We start from the raw sequence: 14,325 nt of genomic DNA, 5'->3' as shown, positions 1-14,325 counted from the left end.
GCAGGCGACGGGGACGCTCCCCGCGCCTTTCGACGTGTACGGATCAATGGGCCAGGGCGCGGCGCAGAGCGGCGCCGAGTTCGGCGTTCTGGCGCTGCGAGACCTCGGCGAAGAGAAGCGCCTGCGATCCGTGGAAGGTGCCGGGCCACTGGTGGAGCTCGACCGACACGCCCGCCTGCATCAGGCGCAGCGCGTAGGCGATGCCCTCGTCGCGGTTCGGACAGAACTCCGCGGTGGCGATGTAGGCCGGTGGCAGCCCGGACAGATCGGCGGCCCGCGCGGGAGCGGCGTACGACGTGGCGGGCCGGGAGCCCAGGTAGTGCCGCCACCCCGCGGCGATCTTGTCGCGGTCGAACCAGGGCGTGTCGGTGAAGTTCCGCGCCGACCACGTCTCCTGCCGGTCGTCCAGCCCCGGCTGGTTGAGTAGTTGGAAGCGGATCGCCGGTCCCTGCTCGTCACGCGCCCGCAACGCCACTGCGGCCGCGAGGTTCGCTCCGGCGCTGTGACCCCCGACCGCGATCCGCGCCGGGTCGATGCCGAGTTCGTCCGCGTGCTCGGCCGTCCAGGTCAGTGCGGCGTAAGCGTCTTCGAAGGCCGCCGGGAACGGGTCCTCGGGCGCCAGGCGGTAGCCCACCGAGATCACCACCGCCCCGGAAAGGGACGCGACCCGGGCGGCCCACGGATGCTCGGTGTCCAGGTCGCCGAAGACTCCGCCGCCGCCGTGCAGCCAGACGACGGCGCCCTGTGCCCCGTGCGGGCGGTAGACCCGGACCGCCACGCCCGGATCGACGGACACCGTACGGTCCTCGACCTCCATGTCCGAGGTGTCCGGCGCCGGCGCCGCAGCCGCACGCTCGGCGAAGTCCTTGCGTGCGGTGGCCGGGTCGTTCATGTCGAGTCGCGGGAGAAACGGGATGAACGCTTCGAGTTCGGGATCCATGACGACCATCCTTACGGTCGTCACCCAGGGGGTCACCCGCCATCCGTCGCGCATCCCGCCCCGATCGCGCACCGATCGGCGCACCCCCTCCTTCTATCCTTCTGCCATGGAGGCACTGGCCGTTCGGCTGTCGGGACTGGATCCGTACGTCGACGGGGCGATGCGCATCGTCGCGTTCTACGACACGCTGATGCGCCGACGGGTGGATCTCCCGGCGCTCGCCCGGGCCTCGGCGGGCCTGGCCGAGTGCGTGGCCGGGATACGTCTCCACGGCACGGGGCGGGCGACCCGCGTCTCGCCCGACGGCAGGCCGGCGTCCGCCCCGCCGGCACCCGCGTCCACCACAGCGCCGATCACGCTCGACGAGGAGGAGATCGGCAGGGTTTGGCTGGAACGCCCCGGCGCGCCGAATCCGCTCGACGAAGTGCTCCTCGACAGGCTCGCCATCGCCGCCGCGGCCGTCGCCGAGCGGTACGGCCCGGCCCGCACCACCATGGCCGACCCCGCCCTCGTCGAACTGGCGATCAGCTCGGACGGCGACGACGCGGCCAGAGCCCGGGCCCTGCGGCTCCTGGGATTCGCCGCCGAACTGCCCCTCCACGTCGTCGTCGTACGCTCGCAGCTGCCGCTCGACCGGATCGGCGGCCTGATCTGCCCAGGCCGCCAGGTGAAGGCGGCGCCGCTCGCGGACGTCGGCGTCATCCTGGCCACCTTCGTGGACCCGGCGCGGTTCCCGGCAGGCGTACGCGCGGGCATCGGCGCAGCCGAGAGCCCCGACCGGTCCTGGCGGGAGGCGCGCACCGCCCTTCGCTTCACGACCCCGCGCGAACCCGTCATCCGCCACGCCGACCTGGGCGCGCTGGCGCTCCTGGCCGAGGTGCCCCAGGGGACCGCGCGGGAGAACGACGACGTGGCCGCCATCGCCCGCATAGCCGACAACCCGGAAGACCTGGAGACACTGGACACCTACTGCGCCACCGGCTCCCTCCGCCGAGCCGCCGAGCTGCTCCACCTGCACCACAGCAGCATCGCCCGCCGCCTCGAACAGATCGCGAAGACCCTGGACATCGAACTCACCGAACCCATGGGACTGACACGAGCCAGGATCGCGCTCGCCATGTGGCGGCTCCTTGACCTCTGAGGAGGATCCGCCTCGCCACGGGACGCGGCGGCTGGGATATCAGGGTCGTGCCCCGGAGGGCCGGCGCGTGCCCGCCGCGGCGAGTCGCCCGGCCAGGCCGCGCAGGTCCTCCGTGTCCAGGACACGGTCCCCGGATCCCGGCAGCGGGACGTGCGGCCCGGCCGTCCAGAGGCCGGGGATGGCCTGCTCCCCGTACCGGCCCCGGCCAGGGCGCCGGTCACCGCGCCCACCGTGTCGGTGTCCCCGCCCAGGTGACCGGCGAACAGGTGGTGCTCCCCATCGACGGCATGCAGTTGCACCAGCCGCGGCCTGCTCATCGACGCCGAGCCGGAAGGCTTTCCCGGCGTCCGCTCGGCCGGCACCGACGTACGAGCCGGACACGGCGTCGTCCGCCTGGAGGACGGCGCCGACATCGACACCGCGGCATACGGAAAGCCGCCCCCGGCCGGGCACACGGCCTGGCCCAGGAGACGGCCTCCTCCTACTGATACAGCATCAGCAGGAACAAGTACCGGGGACGGGTCTCGCCGAAGACCGGCAGACCCATGTCCCTCGCCCCCGCCAACTCGGCCACCGCCTCCTGCGCGGAGACGTGCACCACGTACAAGGGACCGTCCGCGACGCGAGCGAGCTGGATCGCCCGGTGCGTGGCCTCCGCCTCCAGCAAGGCCTTGCGAACCTCCCCGTGATAGCGCGGATCCGGTCTCGTCCCGGGCGAGCGCCTGCTCGACGAGGACGTCGATCGCGACGCCGTTCTCCGCGTGCGTCATGATCAGCCCACCGGTGTCTCCGGCAACCTGCGTTCCGAGTGGGCTGCCCCAACTCCTCCCGCGGTCCATGACCCGACAGCCCCCGGGCGGCACCCGTGTGAACCTGCCTCCCTTCCCCTTCCGCAGGCATGCGGGAAGACCCCTCCGGGTCCGAAGCGGAACGACGCCGGCAGCTGCTGCGACAGCCGTGCCCGGTCTGTCCCCTGTGCGCGGGTTCCACTCTCCGTAGTCAGCACCACGTCAGCACGGGAGAGGTGGGCACGGGTGCTGACGTGGGATTTCAGTCAGCACGAAACCAGCACGGAAGTCAGCACGAGGGCGCCGAATCACGCCCGATCACCGCAAAACGAACAGGCGTCCATCTGGCCGCTTCCCCGGGATCAACGAGGCCATGAAGCAAGGCCATGGCGGCCGGGCGGATGCGCGAGCACCGAACTATGGTGTCCCACCACATACGCCCCTGACCTGCTGCTTCCTACGGTGTGGCGACACGAAACGTCCCCGTCTCCCTGCCTGGAAGTGGTGCACATGGCCGCCGCAACAACCGCTCCGACGCCACCCGGATCCCTCAAGCGGATCGTCGCCGCCAGCCTCATCGGCACCACCATCGAGTGGTACGACTTCTTCCTGTACGGCTCCGCCGCGGCGCTCGTGTTCAACAAGCTGTTCTTCCCCGGGTCGGACCCGCTGGTCGGGACGCTGCTGTCGTTCCTGACGTACGCGGTCGGGTTCGCCGCCCGCCCGCTCGGGGCGCTGGTGTTCGGGCACTACGGGGACCGGCTGGGGCGGAAGAAGCTGCTGGTCCTGAGCCTGCTCCTGATGGGCGGGGCGACCTTCGCCATCGGCCTGCTGCCGACGCACGCCACCGTGGGCTCCGCGGCCCCGGTGCTGCTCACGGTGCTGCGCCTCGTGCAGGGGTTCGCGCTCGGCGGCGAGTGGGGCGGTGCCGTCCTCCTGGTGTCCGAGCACGGGGACGCGAAGCGGCGCGGGTTCTGGGCCTCCTGGCCGCAGACCGGCGCGCCGGCGGGGCAGTTGCTCGCGACCGGCGTGCTGTCCGCGCTGACCGCGCTCCTGTCGGACGCCGCGTTCCTCTCGTGGGGCTGGCGCGTTCCCTTCCTCCTGTCCGGCGTCCTGGTGATCGTCGGCCTGTGGATCCGCCTCTCGGTCGACGAGTCGCCGGTGTTCAAGGCGGCGCTGGCCGCCGCCCGGGAGCGCGAGGCGACCGCCGGGCAGGTCGAGAGGATGCCGCTGGTCGCCGTGATGCGGCACCACTGGCGGGACGTGCTGATCGCGATGGGCGCGCGGATGGCGGAGAACATCTCGTACTACGTGATCACCGCGTTCATCCTCGTGTACGCGACCACCCAGGTCGGCCTGACCAAGCAGACCGCCCTGAACGCCGTCCTGATCGCCTCGGCCGTCCACTTCGCCGTGATCCCCGCCTGGGGCGCGCTGTCGGACCGGATCGGCCGCCGGCCGGTGTACCTGATCGGCGCGGTCGGCGTCGGTGCGTGGATGTTCCCGTTCTTCGCGCTGATCGACCGGGGCACCTTCGGCTCGCTGCTCCTCGCCGTCACGGTCGGCCTGGTCCTGCACGGGGCGATGTACGCGCCGCAGGCGGCCTTCTTCTCGGAGATGTTCGCGACCCGGATGCGTTACTCCGGCGCCTCCATCGGCGCCCAGTTCTCCTCCGTGGCCGCCGGCGCCCCCGCCCCGCTGATCGCGACCGCGCTCCTCGCCGACCACGGCGACTCGGCCCCGATCGCCCTCTACGTGATCGCCGCCGCGCTCCTCACGGTCGTCGCCATCGCCTGTGCCCGCGAGACCCGGCAGCGGGACCTCGGCGAGATCGCCGGGGACGCCGTGCCGAGCTCCCGCGTCACCGCCGACGCCTGACGGCAGCCGGTGCCGTGCCCCGCTCACGAGGAGCGGGGCACGGGGCCGTTCCCGTCATCTCCCGGCGACCGCGGCGGACATCGCGTGCAGGCGCAGGGCCAGCTGGATCTCCAGGGCGCGGGCCGGGGACTGCCAGTCGGGGCCGAGGAGCCGGCCCACCCGCTCCAGCCGCTGGGCCACCGTGTTGACGTGCACGTGGAGCTCGTCCTTGGTACGGGCGGGGCTCATGCCGCTGGCGAAGTACGCCTCCAGGGTGCGCACCAGGTCGGTCCCGCGGCGCAGGTCGTAGGCGACGACCTGGCCGACGGTCCGGTCGACGAAGCCGTCGATGTCACGGCTGTCGGCGAGCAGGAGGCCCAGGAAGCCGAGGTCCTCGGCGGCCGCTCCCTGGCCCGAGCGGTGGAGCAGGCCCAGCGCGTCCAGACAGCGCCGGGCCTCCTCGTACGCCACGGCCACCCGGTCGGGTCGGTCGAGGAAGGTGCGGACCGGGGCGGAGGCGCCGACGGTGACCGGCTCGCGCAGGGTGCCGCCCAGGTTCCTGGCGGTCTGCCGGGCGAGGTCGGCGGCGCTCTCGCCGGGGCCGAGTGGCAGCAGGAAGACCGTACCTCCGTCGCGTGCCGAGGCGAGTCCGTGGCGGGTGGCGGCCAGGTGCGAGGCGGCCGACCACAGGCGCTGGCGGTCGGCACTGGCGCGGCGGCCTCCGTCGCCGTCCGCGTCGCCGCCGGCCCGGTCGATGCGCGCGGCCAGCACGACGTGCGGGGCCTCGCTGTCGGCGCGGAGCCGGGCGGCGCGCTCGCGCAGGAGGCGACGGTCGCGGTCGGGGGCGTCGAGGAGGTCGTCGAGGAGTTCGCCGCGTACCCGCTGTTCGGCCTCGCCCGCCGAGCGGCGGGCGAGCAGCAGCAGGGACGTGACGAGGGCGGCGCGTTCCAGGGTGCGCTGGTCGACCGGGTCGAGGTCGGGCTGCCCGTGGAGGACGAGGGCGCCGAGGGTCTCGCCTCCGGCGGAGACGGCGGCCACCCAGTCGTCGCCGTCGCGGACGGCGTGGCCGTCGGCGCGGCGGGCCGGGCCGGCGTCGGTCTCGGTGAACTCGACGGTGCCGCCGAGGACCTCGGAGACGGCGTCGGCCACGTCGTGGACGCCGCCGCCGTGCAGGACCAGCTCGGAGAGCCGGTCGTGGACCTCCGAGGCGCGTTCGATGACGCCGCTGTGCTCGCGGATGATGTCGTTGGCCCGTTCCAGTTCCGCGAGGGCCGTGCGGGTCTCGGCGAGCAGGTTGGCCGTGTCGATGGCGACGGCGGCGTGCGCGGCGAAGGAGCCGAGCAGCGCGACCTGTTCGCGTTCGAAGACCCTGGCCCTGCGGTCGGCGGCGAACAGGACGCCGATGACCTGGCTGCCGAGACTGAGCGGGACGCCGAGGATGGCGACGAGTCCCTCGTCGCGCACCGCCGCGTCGATGGTGCGCGTGTGCTGGAAGCGCGGGTCCTCGAAGTAGTCCTCGGTGACGTACGGGCGGGCGGTCTGGGCGACGAGGCCGCCGAGCCCCTCGCCCATCCCCAGCCGCACCTGCTGGAACCGCGCGGAGACCGAGCCCTCGGTGACGCGCATGTACGTGTCGCCGGCGGCCCGGTCGTTGAGGCTCAGGTAGGCGACCTCGGTGCCGAGGAGCGAGCGGGCGCGCTGCACGATGGCGCGCAGCACCGCGTCGAGGTCGCGGAGTCCCGCGAGGTCGTGGGCGGTGGCGAAGAGCGCGGACAGTTCCGCCTCCCGGCGCCGGCGCCCCTCCAGCTCGGCCCGGACGCGCAGGGCGAGCTGTTTGGCCTCTTCGAGTCCGGCCAGCTCCTCGGGGGCCGCGCCGCTCGCGCGGGCGAGCAGCACGGGCCGGTCGTAGGCCTCCGTCGCGGCTCCTCGGGCGAGGAGTTCCAGGTAGGAGACGTGTTCATGAGGCATGAACACAGGGATACCTGCCGTACCTGTGGTCGCACCACCCCTGTGGACGACCTTCACGCACCCCCCGGGTCAGTGGGCCGTCCATCCGCCGTCGAGGGTGAGGGAGGTGCCGGTGACGAACGAGGCCTGCGGGGTGCAGAGGTAGAGGACGGCCTCGGCGACCTCGTCCGGTTCGATGAGCCGCTTGAGGGCGGAGTCCCTGAGCAGGACCTCGGACAGCACCCGCTCCGGCGGGATGCCGTGGGCGGCGGCCTGGTCGGCGATCTGCCGTTCGACGAGCGGGGTGCGGACGTAGCCGGGGCTGACGCAGTTGGAGGTGACGCCGTGCGGTGCGCCTTCGAGCGCGGCGGTCTTGGAGAGGCCCTCCAGCCCGTGCTTGGCGGCCACGTAGGCGGACTTGAACGGGGAGGCGCGCAGCCCGTGGACGGAGGAGATGTTGACGACGCGGCCCCAGCCCTGGCCGTACATGTGCGGCAGCGCGCCCCTGATGAGCCGGAACGGCGCTTCGAGCATCACCGTGAGCACCGTGTGGAAGACGTCCGGCGGGAACTCCTCGATGGGGCGGACGAGCTGTAGTCCCGCGTTGTTGACGAGGATGTCGGTGCCGGCGGCGGACGCCTCGGCGGCGTCCAGGTCGGTGAGGTCGAGCAGCCGGGTCTCGAGGTCGCCCGGGAGCGCGGCGGCATCGTCGGCGAGGGTCTCCAGGCCTTCGGCGGCGCGGTCCACGGCTCTGACCCGGGCTCCGGCGGCGGCGAGCCGCAGCGCGCAGGCACGTCCGATGCCGCCGGCCGCGCCGGTGACGAGCGCGGTGCGGCCGGTCAGGTCGAGGGCGAGACCGGCCGCGCGGGGCAGGGGCGCGGCGGGGCCGGGACCGGGGGTGGTGAGGGGGGCGCTCATGCTCCGCACCCTATGAACGGGCCACTCCCCCACCGATGTGCTCCACGCCCATAGTTCAGCCGGTGGCTGTGGTGCGGAACCATGTGGGTTCGTCCGCGAGGGCCTTCTCGATCCGGAGCAGGGAGAAACGCTTCATCTCCGGCAGGTCGTCCACCTCGAACCAGCCGACCTCGGTGGACTCGTCGTCGTTGACCCGCGCCTCGCCGCCCACGGCCCGGCAGCGGAAGGACACGTCCATGAACTGGCACACGTCGCCGTTCGGGTACACGACGGGTTTGCGGAGGGTCTCGACCAGCAGGATCCGCTCCACCTCGCAGCGCACGGCGGTCTCCTCGTACACCTCGCGGACCGCGCAGTCCCCGGGCTGCTCCCCCGGGTCGACGATCCCCCCGATGACCGCCCAGCGGCCGTTGTCCGACCGCCGGCCGAGCAGCACCCGGCCCCTGTCGTCGAAGACGACGGCACTCACCCCGGGCAGGAAGAGGAGCTGGTGGCCCGCGGTCTCGCGCAGGGCGCGGATGAAGTCAGGGGTAGCCATGAACCGACCCTAGATCATCTACGGGTGCGCGCCCGATCGAGCGGGTGCGCCCCGGTCACTCCGCCGGGGTGCGCCGGGCCCGTACCGAGCGGAACGCCGACCAGCCGAGGCCGGCGGCCGCGAGGGCCGCGAGCAGGGCCTCGGGCAGGGTGCCCATCCGGGTCGCCGGGGTCAGGGAGGAGCGCAGCGGCACCTTCTCGACCAGGACGTCCGGGGTGAACATCCTGGTCTGCGCGACGATCTCTCCGTCGGGGCGGATGACCGCGCTGACCCCGCTGGTGACGGGCACGACCACCGACCGGCTGTGCTCGACGGCCCGCACCCGGGACATCGCGAGCTGCTGGTAGGTCATCTCGCTGCGGCCGAAGGTGGCGTTGTTGCTGGGCACGGAGATGAGCTGCGCGCCATGGGTGACGGTGTCGCGCACCGCCCAGTCGAAGGCCGCCTCGTAACAGGTGGCGAGGCCGACCCTGGTGCCGGCGAGGTCGAAGACGCCGACCTTCGTGCCGGGGCCGAAGTCACGGCTCACCCGGTCGACGTTGCTGTTGAAGATCCGGACGAACGACCGCATCGGGATGTACTCGCCGAAGGGCTGGACGTGCCTCTTGTCGTACGTCGCGACCGGTCCGCGGTTCGGGTCCCACTGGATGAGCGTGTTGCGGAGCTTTCCGGTCTCCGGCGTGACGACGGCGCCGATCACGGTGGGCACGCCGATGGCCCGGACCGCGCCGTCGATGACGTCGGCGGCGTCGGCGTTCGCGTACGGGTCGATGTCGGAGGAGTTCTCCGGCCACAGCACGAAGTCGGGCTGCGGCTCGCGGCCGGCCTTCACGGCCTCGGCGAGCTCGCGGGTGCGGGCGACGTGGTTGTCGAGGACGGCCCGGCGCTGGGCGTTGAAGTCGAGGCCGAGCCGGGGCACGTTGCCCTGGACCGCGGCGACGGTGGCGGTGCCGTCCTCGGCCGAGTCGTCGACGAGCGGCAGGGCGGCCAGGGCGCCGGTGACGGGCAGGAGCACGGAGAGCGCGGCGGCGGCGAGCGGGCCGCGCGGGACGGTGCCGGTGGCCCGGGGGGCGCGGACCTGCCGGAACGCCTCGTACAGGCCGAAGCCGCAGAGGGCGACGGCGAAGCCGAGGACCGGCGTGCCGCCGACGGCGGCGAGCGGCAGGAAGACGCCGTCCGCCTGCCCGAAGGCGATCTTCCCCCAGGGGAAGCCCCCGAACGGCACGCGCGCGCGTGCCCCCTCCGCGAGGATCCACACCCCTGCGGCGAAGAACGGCCACCAGGGAAGCCGGGAGACGACCGCGATGCCGAGGCCCGCGGCGGCCACGAAGAGCGCCTCGACGGCGGCGAGCGCGAGCCACGGGCCGGGGCCCACCTCCTCGCCGGTCCAGACGAGGAGCGGCAGCAGGAAGCCGAGTCCCGCGAGGTATCCGAGCCCGAAGCCGGCGCGCGGCCTGCGGCCCCGCAGGGCCCAGCCGAGCAGGGCGAAGGCGGGCAGCGCGAGCCACCACAGGGGGCGCGGCGGGAAGCTCAGGAAGAGCAGCAGCCCGGACAGCAGGGCCGCTCCGGGTCGGGCGAACCGCCGCAGCCGGGATCCCGGCGTGGGTGCGGTGTCGGCTCCGGACGCGTCGACGGGGGTGATGGTGGTGCTCACCTTGCGGAGTCTACGGGTCGTCCCTGTCCGTCCGGCGTCTGGTCCGACCTGCGGCGGAGCCGGTCGCCCGGTCCCGCGCGGGACCTCAGGCGCCGGTGGCGGCGGGCGGGGTCGGCGGCGTGTGGTGGAGGTGGTCCCTGATGACCCGGACGGCGGACTCGGCGTCGTCGACGGTGACGGTGAAGGTGCGTCCGTCGCCGAGGCGCAGGACCAGGCCTTCGCCGCGCCGGACGACGACGGCCGTGCCCATCTCGGGGCGCCAGCGGTAGCCCCAGCCGCCCCACTGGCGCGGGGTGACGCTCGGGGCGAATTCGGCGCCGACGATGTGGGAGAGGGGGATGCGCCGGCGCGGCAGCCCGATGTGCCCGCAGCGGACCTCCATGGCGCGGTCGTCGACCTTCACGGCCACGTGGACGAAGGCGAGGGTGCCGAAGAGGACGAGCAGTCCGGCCGCGACGCAGCCGATCACCGCCATGAGGAGGGGCGCGATGCCGGAGGTCCAGGGCGATTCGACGGCCAGGGTGATGCCGAGGGCCATGCAGGCGGCGCCGCCCGCGGCCGCGAGCCACTGGAGTCGGTTGGTCGCGCGGCCGGACCAGACGACGGGCGACCGCTCGTCGGCCTGCCGGGGCCGGTGGTGCTCCCTCATACAGGGAGGGTACCCAGGACCGCCGGACCCAGCGCGCCGGAGCGGTGTCGACCGCTCACGCTCGGTGAGCGGCGGCGGTCGCGGTGAGGAGCCGGCCCTCGGTGTAGGTGAGGGCGGTGACGGGGAGCGGGCCGGGCCGGCCGCTGAGCAGGACGGAGAGGGTGCCGGTGGGGTCCGCGTCGGGTGCCGGTTCGGCGCCGATGCGGCGCAGCGCCTGGGCGGCGACGGCGTCGGCGGAGCCGTGGAAGACGAGGGGCGGCAGCCCGGGCAGGCGGCGGGTTTCCAGGGCGGCGAGGACGCGCTCCTCGACCAGTTCGTAGTGGGTGCAGCCGAGGACGACGGCGCGGACGTCGGCCGGGGTGAGGTCGGCCGCGGCGGCGATGGTCCGGTCCACGGCGTCCTGGTCGGCGTGCTCCACGGCGTCGGCGAGGCCGGGGCAGGGCACCTCGGTGACGTCGGCGCCGTCGGCGAAGTCGCGGATCAGCCCGCGCTGGTAGGCGCTGCCGGTGGTGGCCGGGGTGGCCCAGATGGCGACCTTGCCGCCGCCGGTGGCCGCGGGCTTGATCGCGGGGACGGTGCCGATGACCGGGATGTGGGGTTCGAGGGCGGCGCGCAGGGCGGGCAGGGCGTGCACGGTGGCGGTGTTGCAGGCCACGATCAGCGCCTGGGGCCGGTGCTCGGCGGCGGCGAGGGCGACGGCGAGCGCGCGTTCCGTGAGGTCCTCGGGGGTGCGCGGGCCCCACGGCATGCCCTCGGGGTCGTTGGAGAGGAGCAGATCCGCGTCCGGCCGGAGTCTGCGTACCGCGGCCGCCGCCGGGAGGAGGCCGATTCCGGAGTCCATGAGCGCGATCTTCACCCGGTCACCCTAGCCGATGAGCCCCGTGAGCCCTTCGATCTGGGGCAGACTGCCGCGAATGAGCACCCTCGCCTGGTTCGCGACCGGCTCCCTCGTCGTCTGGGTCTGGCTGCTGCTGGGCCAGGGGTTCTTCTGGCGTACGGACCAGCGGCTCCCCCGGACGCCTCCCCTGCCTCCGGGCGACGGCGGCCGGGAGGGGGGCGGCTCCCCCGGAGCCGGTTCGCCGGAGCGGTGGCCGCGGGTGGCGGTCGTGGTCCCGGCGCGCGACGAGGCGGCGGTGCTGCCGCTGAGCCTGCCGTCGCTGCTCGAGCAGGACTATCCGGGCCCGGCCGAGGTCTTCCTCGTCGACGACGGGAGTACGGACGGCACGGGGCGTCTCGCGGGCGAGCTGGCCGACCGGCTCGGCGGGCTTCCCCTGACGGTCGTCTCCCCCGGGGAGCCGGAGCCGGGCTGGACGGGGAAGCTGTGGGCGCTGCGGCACGGGATGGCGCTGGCACGCGCGCGTGAGCCCGCGCCGGAGTTCCTGCTCCTGACGGACGCGGACATCGCCCACGATCCGCGGAGTCTGCGGCTGCTGGTGGCCGCGGCGGTGGAGAACGATCTGGACCTGGTGTCGCAGATGGCCCGGCTCCAGGTCGTGAGCGTGTGGGAGCGCCTCGTCGTGCCGGCGTTCGTCTACTTCTTCGCCCAGCTCTACCCCTTCCGCTGGATCAACCGCCCGCGGCCGCTGGCGACGGCGGCCGCGGGCGGCTGTGTGCTGCTGCGGACGGAGGCCGCGGTCGCGGCGGCCGTTCCGGACGCGATCCGGCAGGCGGTGATCGACGACGTGTCGCTGGCTCGCGCGGTACGGCGTTCGGGCGGCAGGATCTGGCTGGGCCTCGCGGACCACGTGGACAGCGTCCGCCCGTACCCGGGGCTCGGCGAGCTGTGGCGCATGGTGTCGCGGAGCGCGTACACGCAGCTGCGGAACAACCCGCTGCTCCTCGCGGGCACGGTGGCGGGGCTCGTCCTCGTCTACCTGGTGCCCCCGGCGGCGCTCCTCGCGGGGGCGGCGGCCGGGGACACCGCGGCCGCCTGGGCGGGCGGGACGGCCTGGGCGGTGATGGCGGGGACGTACCTCCCGATGCTCCGCTACTACCGGCAGCCGGCGTGGCTCGCCCCGCTCCTCCCCCTCACCGCCTTCCTCTACCTGCTGATGACGGTGGACTCCGCCGTGCGGCACCACCGGGGCAGGGGCGCGGCGTGGAAGGGCCGCACGTACGGCGCCGACCGCGTCTCGCGGCACGGCGGGTAGCGCCGTCCTCCGGCACGAGACCGCCGGCCGGACCGCCGCCGCGCCCGCCTGCCCGCGCGTCTCCGCCCCGCCCGCCGCCTACACGTCGTCGTCCGCGACCGAGAGGACCGCGTAGTCGTACATCCCGTAGGCCGGGGACATCGTGATGTTCGCGGCCCGCGGCCCCCTCAGCACGACCGACTTGACGTACATGTAGGGGCACATGACGGCCTCGTCCATGGCGGCGCGGTCCACGGCGGCCCAGATCCGGGCGCGCTCCTTGTCGTCGCGCGTCGCCGCGCCGCTGTCGAGGAGGGCGTCGATCTGCGGTGAGGCCAGCTCGCCGAGGTTCTGGTTCCCCGTCTCCTTGATCGCCCGCGAGTCGGCGATCTGCTGGAGGAAGCCGTAGCCGTCGGGGAAGTCCGCGGCCCAGCCGAACATCACGATCCCGATCTCGTGTTCCCGCACGTACGCGGGAACGCCGGCCGCCTTGGTGAAGTAGTCGCCGGAGGTGAAGGGGACGACCTCGGCCCGGATGCCGACGCGCGCCAGTCCCCGCGACAGGGCGAGCGCGGCGTTCCATTCCTTCCTGCGGTCCTCGCGTGCGGCGATCCTGGTGGTGAAGCCGTCCGGGAGGCCGGCACGGGCCAGTTCGAGCCGGGCCGCCTCCAGGTCCCCGGTGCCCTCGGGACCGACCGGGTAGCGGTCGAAGGGGTCGTACCCGACGACGGAGGCGGGCAGCAGGGTGGTGGCGATCTCGCCGGCGGGGTCGCCCCCGTAGGCGGCGAGCATCGCGGCCTTGTCGGTGGCGTACTGCACGGCGCGCCGGGCGTGCACGCTCTTCAGCGGGCCGACGTTCTGGTTGAGGCAGTAGAGCCACACGAAGCCGGTGCGCGGATTGTCCACGTGCTGTCGCAGTTCCGGATCGGCCAGCAGCAGTTCCTGGGTCTCGGGCTGCACCCCGACGCCGGCGAGGTCGATGTCCGCCTCCCCGTCGAGCAGGATGCGGTCGACCTCGGGGCCGCTCACGCCGAGGCGGACCGTGATCCGGTCGGGCAGGGCCGTCCGCACGGGGTCGGTCCCGGCGTCCCAGTGCGGGTTGCGCCGGAGCGTGAGCCGGCTGCCCGGTTCGTAGGTGTCGATGCGGTACGGGCCCGAGGACACCGGGTGGCGGTGGTACTCGGGGAAGGTGTCGCGCTCGCGCGGCACCGGGATGGTGGTGGGCAGCGCGGCGAGGTAGTCGAAGGCGGCGAAGGGCCGGCTCAGCCGGAAGACGAGGGTGCGGTCGTCCGGGGTCTCGATCCCTTCCGGACCCGTGAGGTACTGGCGGAAGTAGGCGGGCCCGCCGCGCGTGATCGCGGCGTCGTAGACCTCTTCGGGGTAGGCGGCCCGCAGCACCGCGTACTTCACGTCCTCGGACGTGACGGGCGTGCCGTCCTCGAAGCGGATTCCCTCGCGCAGCCGGTAGGTCCAGGTGCGGGAGTCCTCGGAGGCGTGGCCGAGTGCCTCCGCCAGGTCCGGCACGAGGCTCGGGGCGCCCTCGGCGTCGGTCGTGTAGCCGACGAGCGGGCGACCGATGAGCCGGATGAAGTTCCAGGTGTACGCGTAGTACGTGTCGGCGGGGTCGAGGGAGTCGAAGTCGTCGGTGCGGACGTACCGGAGCGTGCCGCCCCGGTGGTCGGACGGGTTCACGGTGCCGCGTGCTTGCGCGTTCGATGCCACGGGGGTTCCCGGCGCCTCTCTCGTTGTGCGGATGGTGTGGAA

At 73.7% G+C, this 14,325-nt stretch carries 11 protein-coding genes and 2 pseudogenes; 3 read left to right on the top strand and 10 right to left on the bottom strand.

The genetic code is table 11. From position 1 onward, the window contains the following. Nucleotides 1-43: 43 nt before the first annotated feature. Complete coding sequence (locus AC067A_RS04530; protein WP_478614401.1) at nt 44-940, bottom strand: alpha/beta hydrolase; 897 nt, start codon at nt 938-940, stop codon at nt 44-46. Nucleotides 941-1,046: 106 nt separating this feature from the next. Here AC067A_RS04530 and AC067A_RS04525 point away from each other — a divergent pair, with 106 nt between their 5' ends. Then, complete coding sequence (locus tag AC067A_RS04525) at nt 1,047-2,081, top strand: helix-turn-helix domain-containing protein (protein ID WP_478614398.1); 1,035 nt, start codon at nt 1,047-1,049, stop codon at nt 2,079-2,081. Nucleotides 2,082-2,120: 39 nt separating this feature from the next. On the opposite strand, the pseudogene AC067A_RS04520 reads toward AC067A_RS04525, so the two are convergent. Both AC067A_RS04520 and AC067A_RS04515 read right to left on the bottom strand, forming a co-directional pair. Beyond that, nucleotides 2,121-2,332, bottom strand: a pseudogene (locus tag AC067A_RS04520) (ADP-ribosylglycohydrolase family protein); the annotation flags it as partial. A 248-nt stretch (nt 2,333-2,580) separates the two neighbouring features. After that, a pseudogene (locus AC067A_RS04515) lies at nt 2,581-2,866 on the bottom strand (dihydropyrimidinase); the annotation flags it as partial. Between the two features lie 513 nt (nt 2,867-3,379). Between AC067A_RS04515 and AC067A_RS04510 the strand changes: the two are divergent. After that, the gene (locus tag AC067A_RS04510; protein WP_478614395.1) at nt 3,380-4,747 is read left to right on the top strand and encodes an MFS transporter; all 1,368 of its coding nucleotides are present in this window, start codon (nt 3,380-3,382) and stop codon (nt 4,745-4,747) included. Nucleotides 4,748-4,801: 54 nt separating this feature from the next. Here AC067A_RS04510 and AC067A_RS04505 read toward each other — a convergent pair whose 3' ends face one another. From AC067A_RS04505 to AC067A_RS04480, 6 genes are all read right to left on the bottom strand, one after another. Continuing rightward, nucleotides 4,802-6,694 (bottom strand): helix-turn-helix domain-containing protein, encoded by a 1,893-nt coding sequence (locus AC067A_RS04505; RefSeq protein ID WP_478614392.1) that lies wholly within the window; start codon nt 6,692-6,694, stop codon nt 4,802-4,804. Between the two features lie 69 nt (nt 6,695-6,763). Next, a complete protein-coding gene (locus tag AC067A_RS04500; protein ID WP_478614389.1) occupies nt 6,764-7,591 on the bottom strand; it encodes a 3-hydroxybutyrate dehydrogenase in 828 nt (275 codons plus the stop codon). Between the two features lie 55 nt (nt 7,592-7,646). Beyond that, a complete protein-coding gene (locus tag AC067A_RS04495) occupies nt 7,647-8,129 on the bottom strand; it encodes an NUDIX hydrolase (RefSeq protein ID WP_478614386.1) in 483 nt (160 codons plus the stop codon). A gap of 55 nt (nt 8,130-8,184) precedes the next feature. Beyond that, nucleotides 8,185-9,783 carry an apolipoprotein N-acyltransferase gene (gene lnt / locus AC067A_RS04490; RefSeq protein WP_478614383.1) on the bottom strand — a complete coding sequence of 533 codons (1,599 nt, stop codon included), beginning with the start codon at nt 9,781-9,783 and terminating at the stop codon, nt 8,185-8,187. 85 nt (nt 9,784-9,868) lie between these two features. After that, nucleotides 9,869-10,432, bottom strand: coding sequence for a hypothetical protein (locus tag AC067A_RS04485; protein ID WP_478614380.1), 564 nt, complete (start codon nt 10,430-10,432; stop codon nt 9,869-9,871). A 55-nt stretch (nt 10,433-10,487) separates the two neighbouring features. Continuing rightward, entirely contained in the window at nt 10,488-11,288 is an 801-nt protein-coding gene (locus AC067A_RS04480) for a glutamate racemase (RefSeq protein WP_478614377.1), read from the bottom strand. 58 nt (nt 11,289-11,346) lie between these two features. Here AC067A_RS04480 and AC067A_RS04475 point away from each other — a divergent pair, with 58 nt between their 5' ends. Further along, nucleotides 11,347-12,582 (top strand): glycosyltransferase, encoded by a 1,236-nt coding sequence (locus tag AC067A_RS04475; RefSeq protein ID WP_478614374.1) that lies wholly within the window; start codon nt 11,347-11,349, stop codon nt 12,580-12,582. A gap of 78 nt (nt 12,583-12,660) precedes the next feature. Here AC067A_RS04475 and AC067A_RS04470 read toward each other — a convergent pair whose 3' ends face one another. Next, nucleotides 12,661-14,283, bottom strand: a complete 1,623-nt coding sequence (locus AC067A_RS04470; RefSeq protein ID WP_478614371.1) for an ABC transporter substrate-binding protein — start codon at nt 14,281-14,283, stop codon at nt 12,661-12,663. Nucleotides 14,284-14,325: the final 42 nt, after the last annotated feature.

The sequence above is a fragment of the Streptomyces sp. NPDC043176 genome (assembly GCF_056436715.1).
Note: the sequence above shows the minus strand (reverse complement) of the source record. Positions and strands in the feature narration are given on the sequence as shown.

What these genes read in the sequence shown, in the direction of transcription:
- AC067A_RS04530 (WP_478614401.1), bottom strand. Translation starts at nt 940, where the DNA reads ATGGATCCCGAACTCGAAGCGTTCATCCCGTTTCTCCCGCGACTCGAC.
- AC067A_RS04525 (WP_478614398.1), top strand. Translation starts at nt 1,047, where the DNA reads ATGGAGGCACTGGCCGTTCGGCTGTCGGGACTGGATCCGTACGTCGAC.
- AC067A_RS04510 (WP_478614395.1), top strand. Translation starts at nt 3,380, where the DNA reads ATGGCCGCCGCAACAACCGCTCCGACGCCACCCGGATCCCTCAAGCGG.
- AC067A_RS04505 (WP_478614392.1), bottom strand. Translation starts at nt 6,694, where the DNA reads ATGCCTCATGAACACGTCTCCTACCTGGAACTCCTCGCCCGAGGAGCC.
- AC067A_RS04500 (WP_478614389.1), bottom strand. Translation starts at nt 7,591, where the DNA reads ATGAGCGCCCCCCTCACCACCCCCGGTCCCGGCCCCGCCGCGCCCCTG.
- AC067A_RS04495 (WP_478614386.1), bottom strand. Translation starts at nt 8,129, where the DNA reads ATGGCTACCCCTGACTTCATCCGCGCCCTGCGCGAGACCGCGGGCCAC.
- AC067A_RS04485 (WP_478614380.1), bottom strand. Translation starts at nt 10,432, where the DNA reads ATGAGGGAGCACCACCGGCCCCGGCAGGCCGACGAGCGGTCGCCCGTC.
- AC067A_RS04475 (WP_478614374.1), top strand. Translation starts at nt 11,347, where the DNA reads ATGAGCACCCTCGCCTGGTTCGCGACCGGCTCCCTCGTCGTCTGGGTC.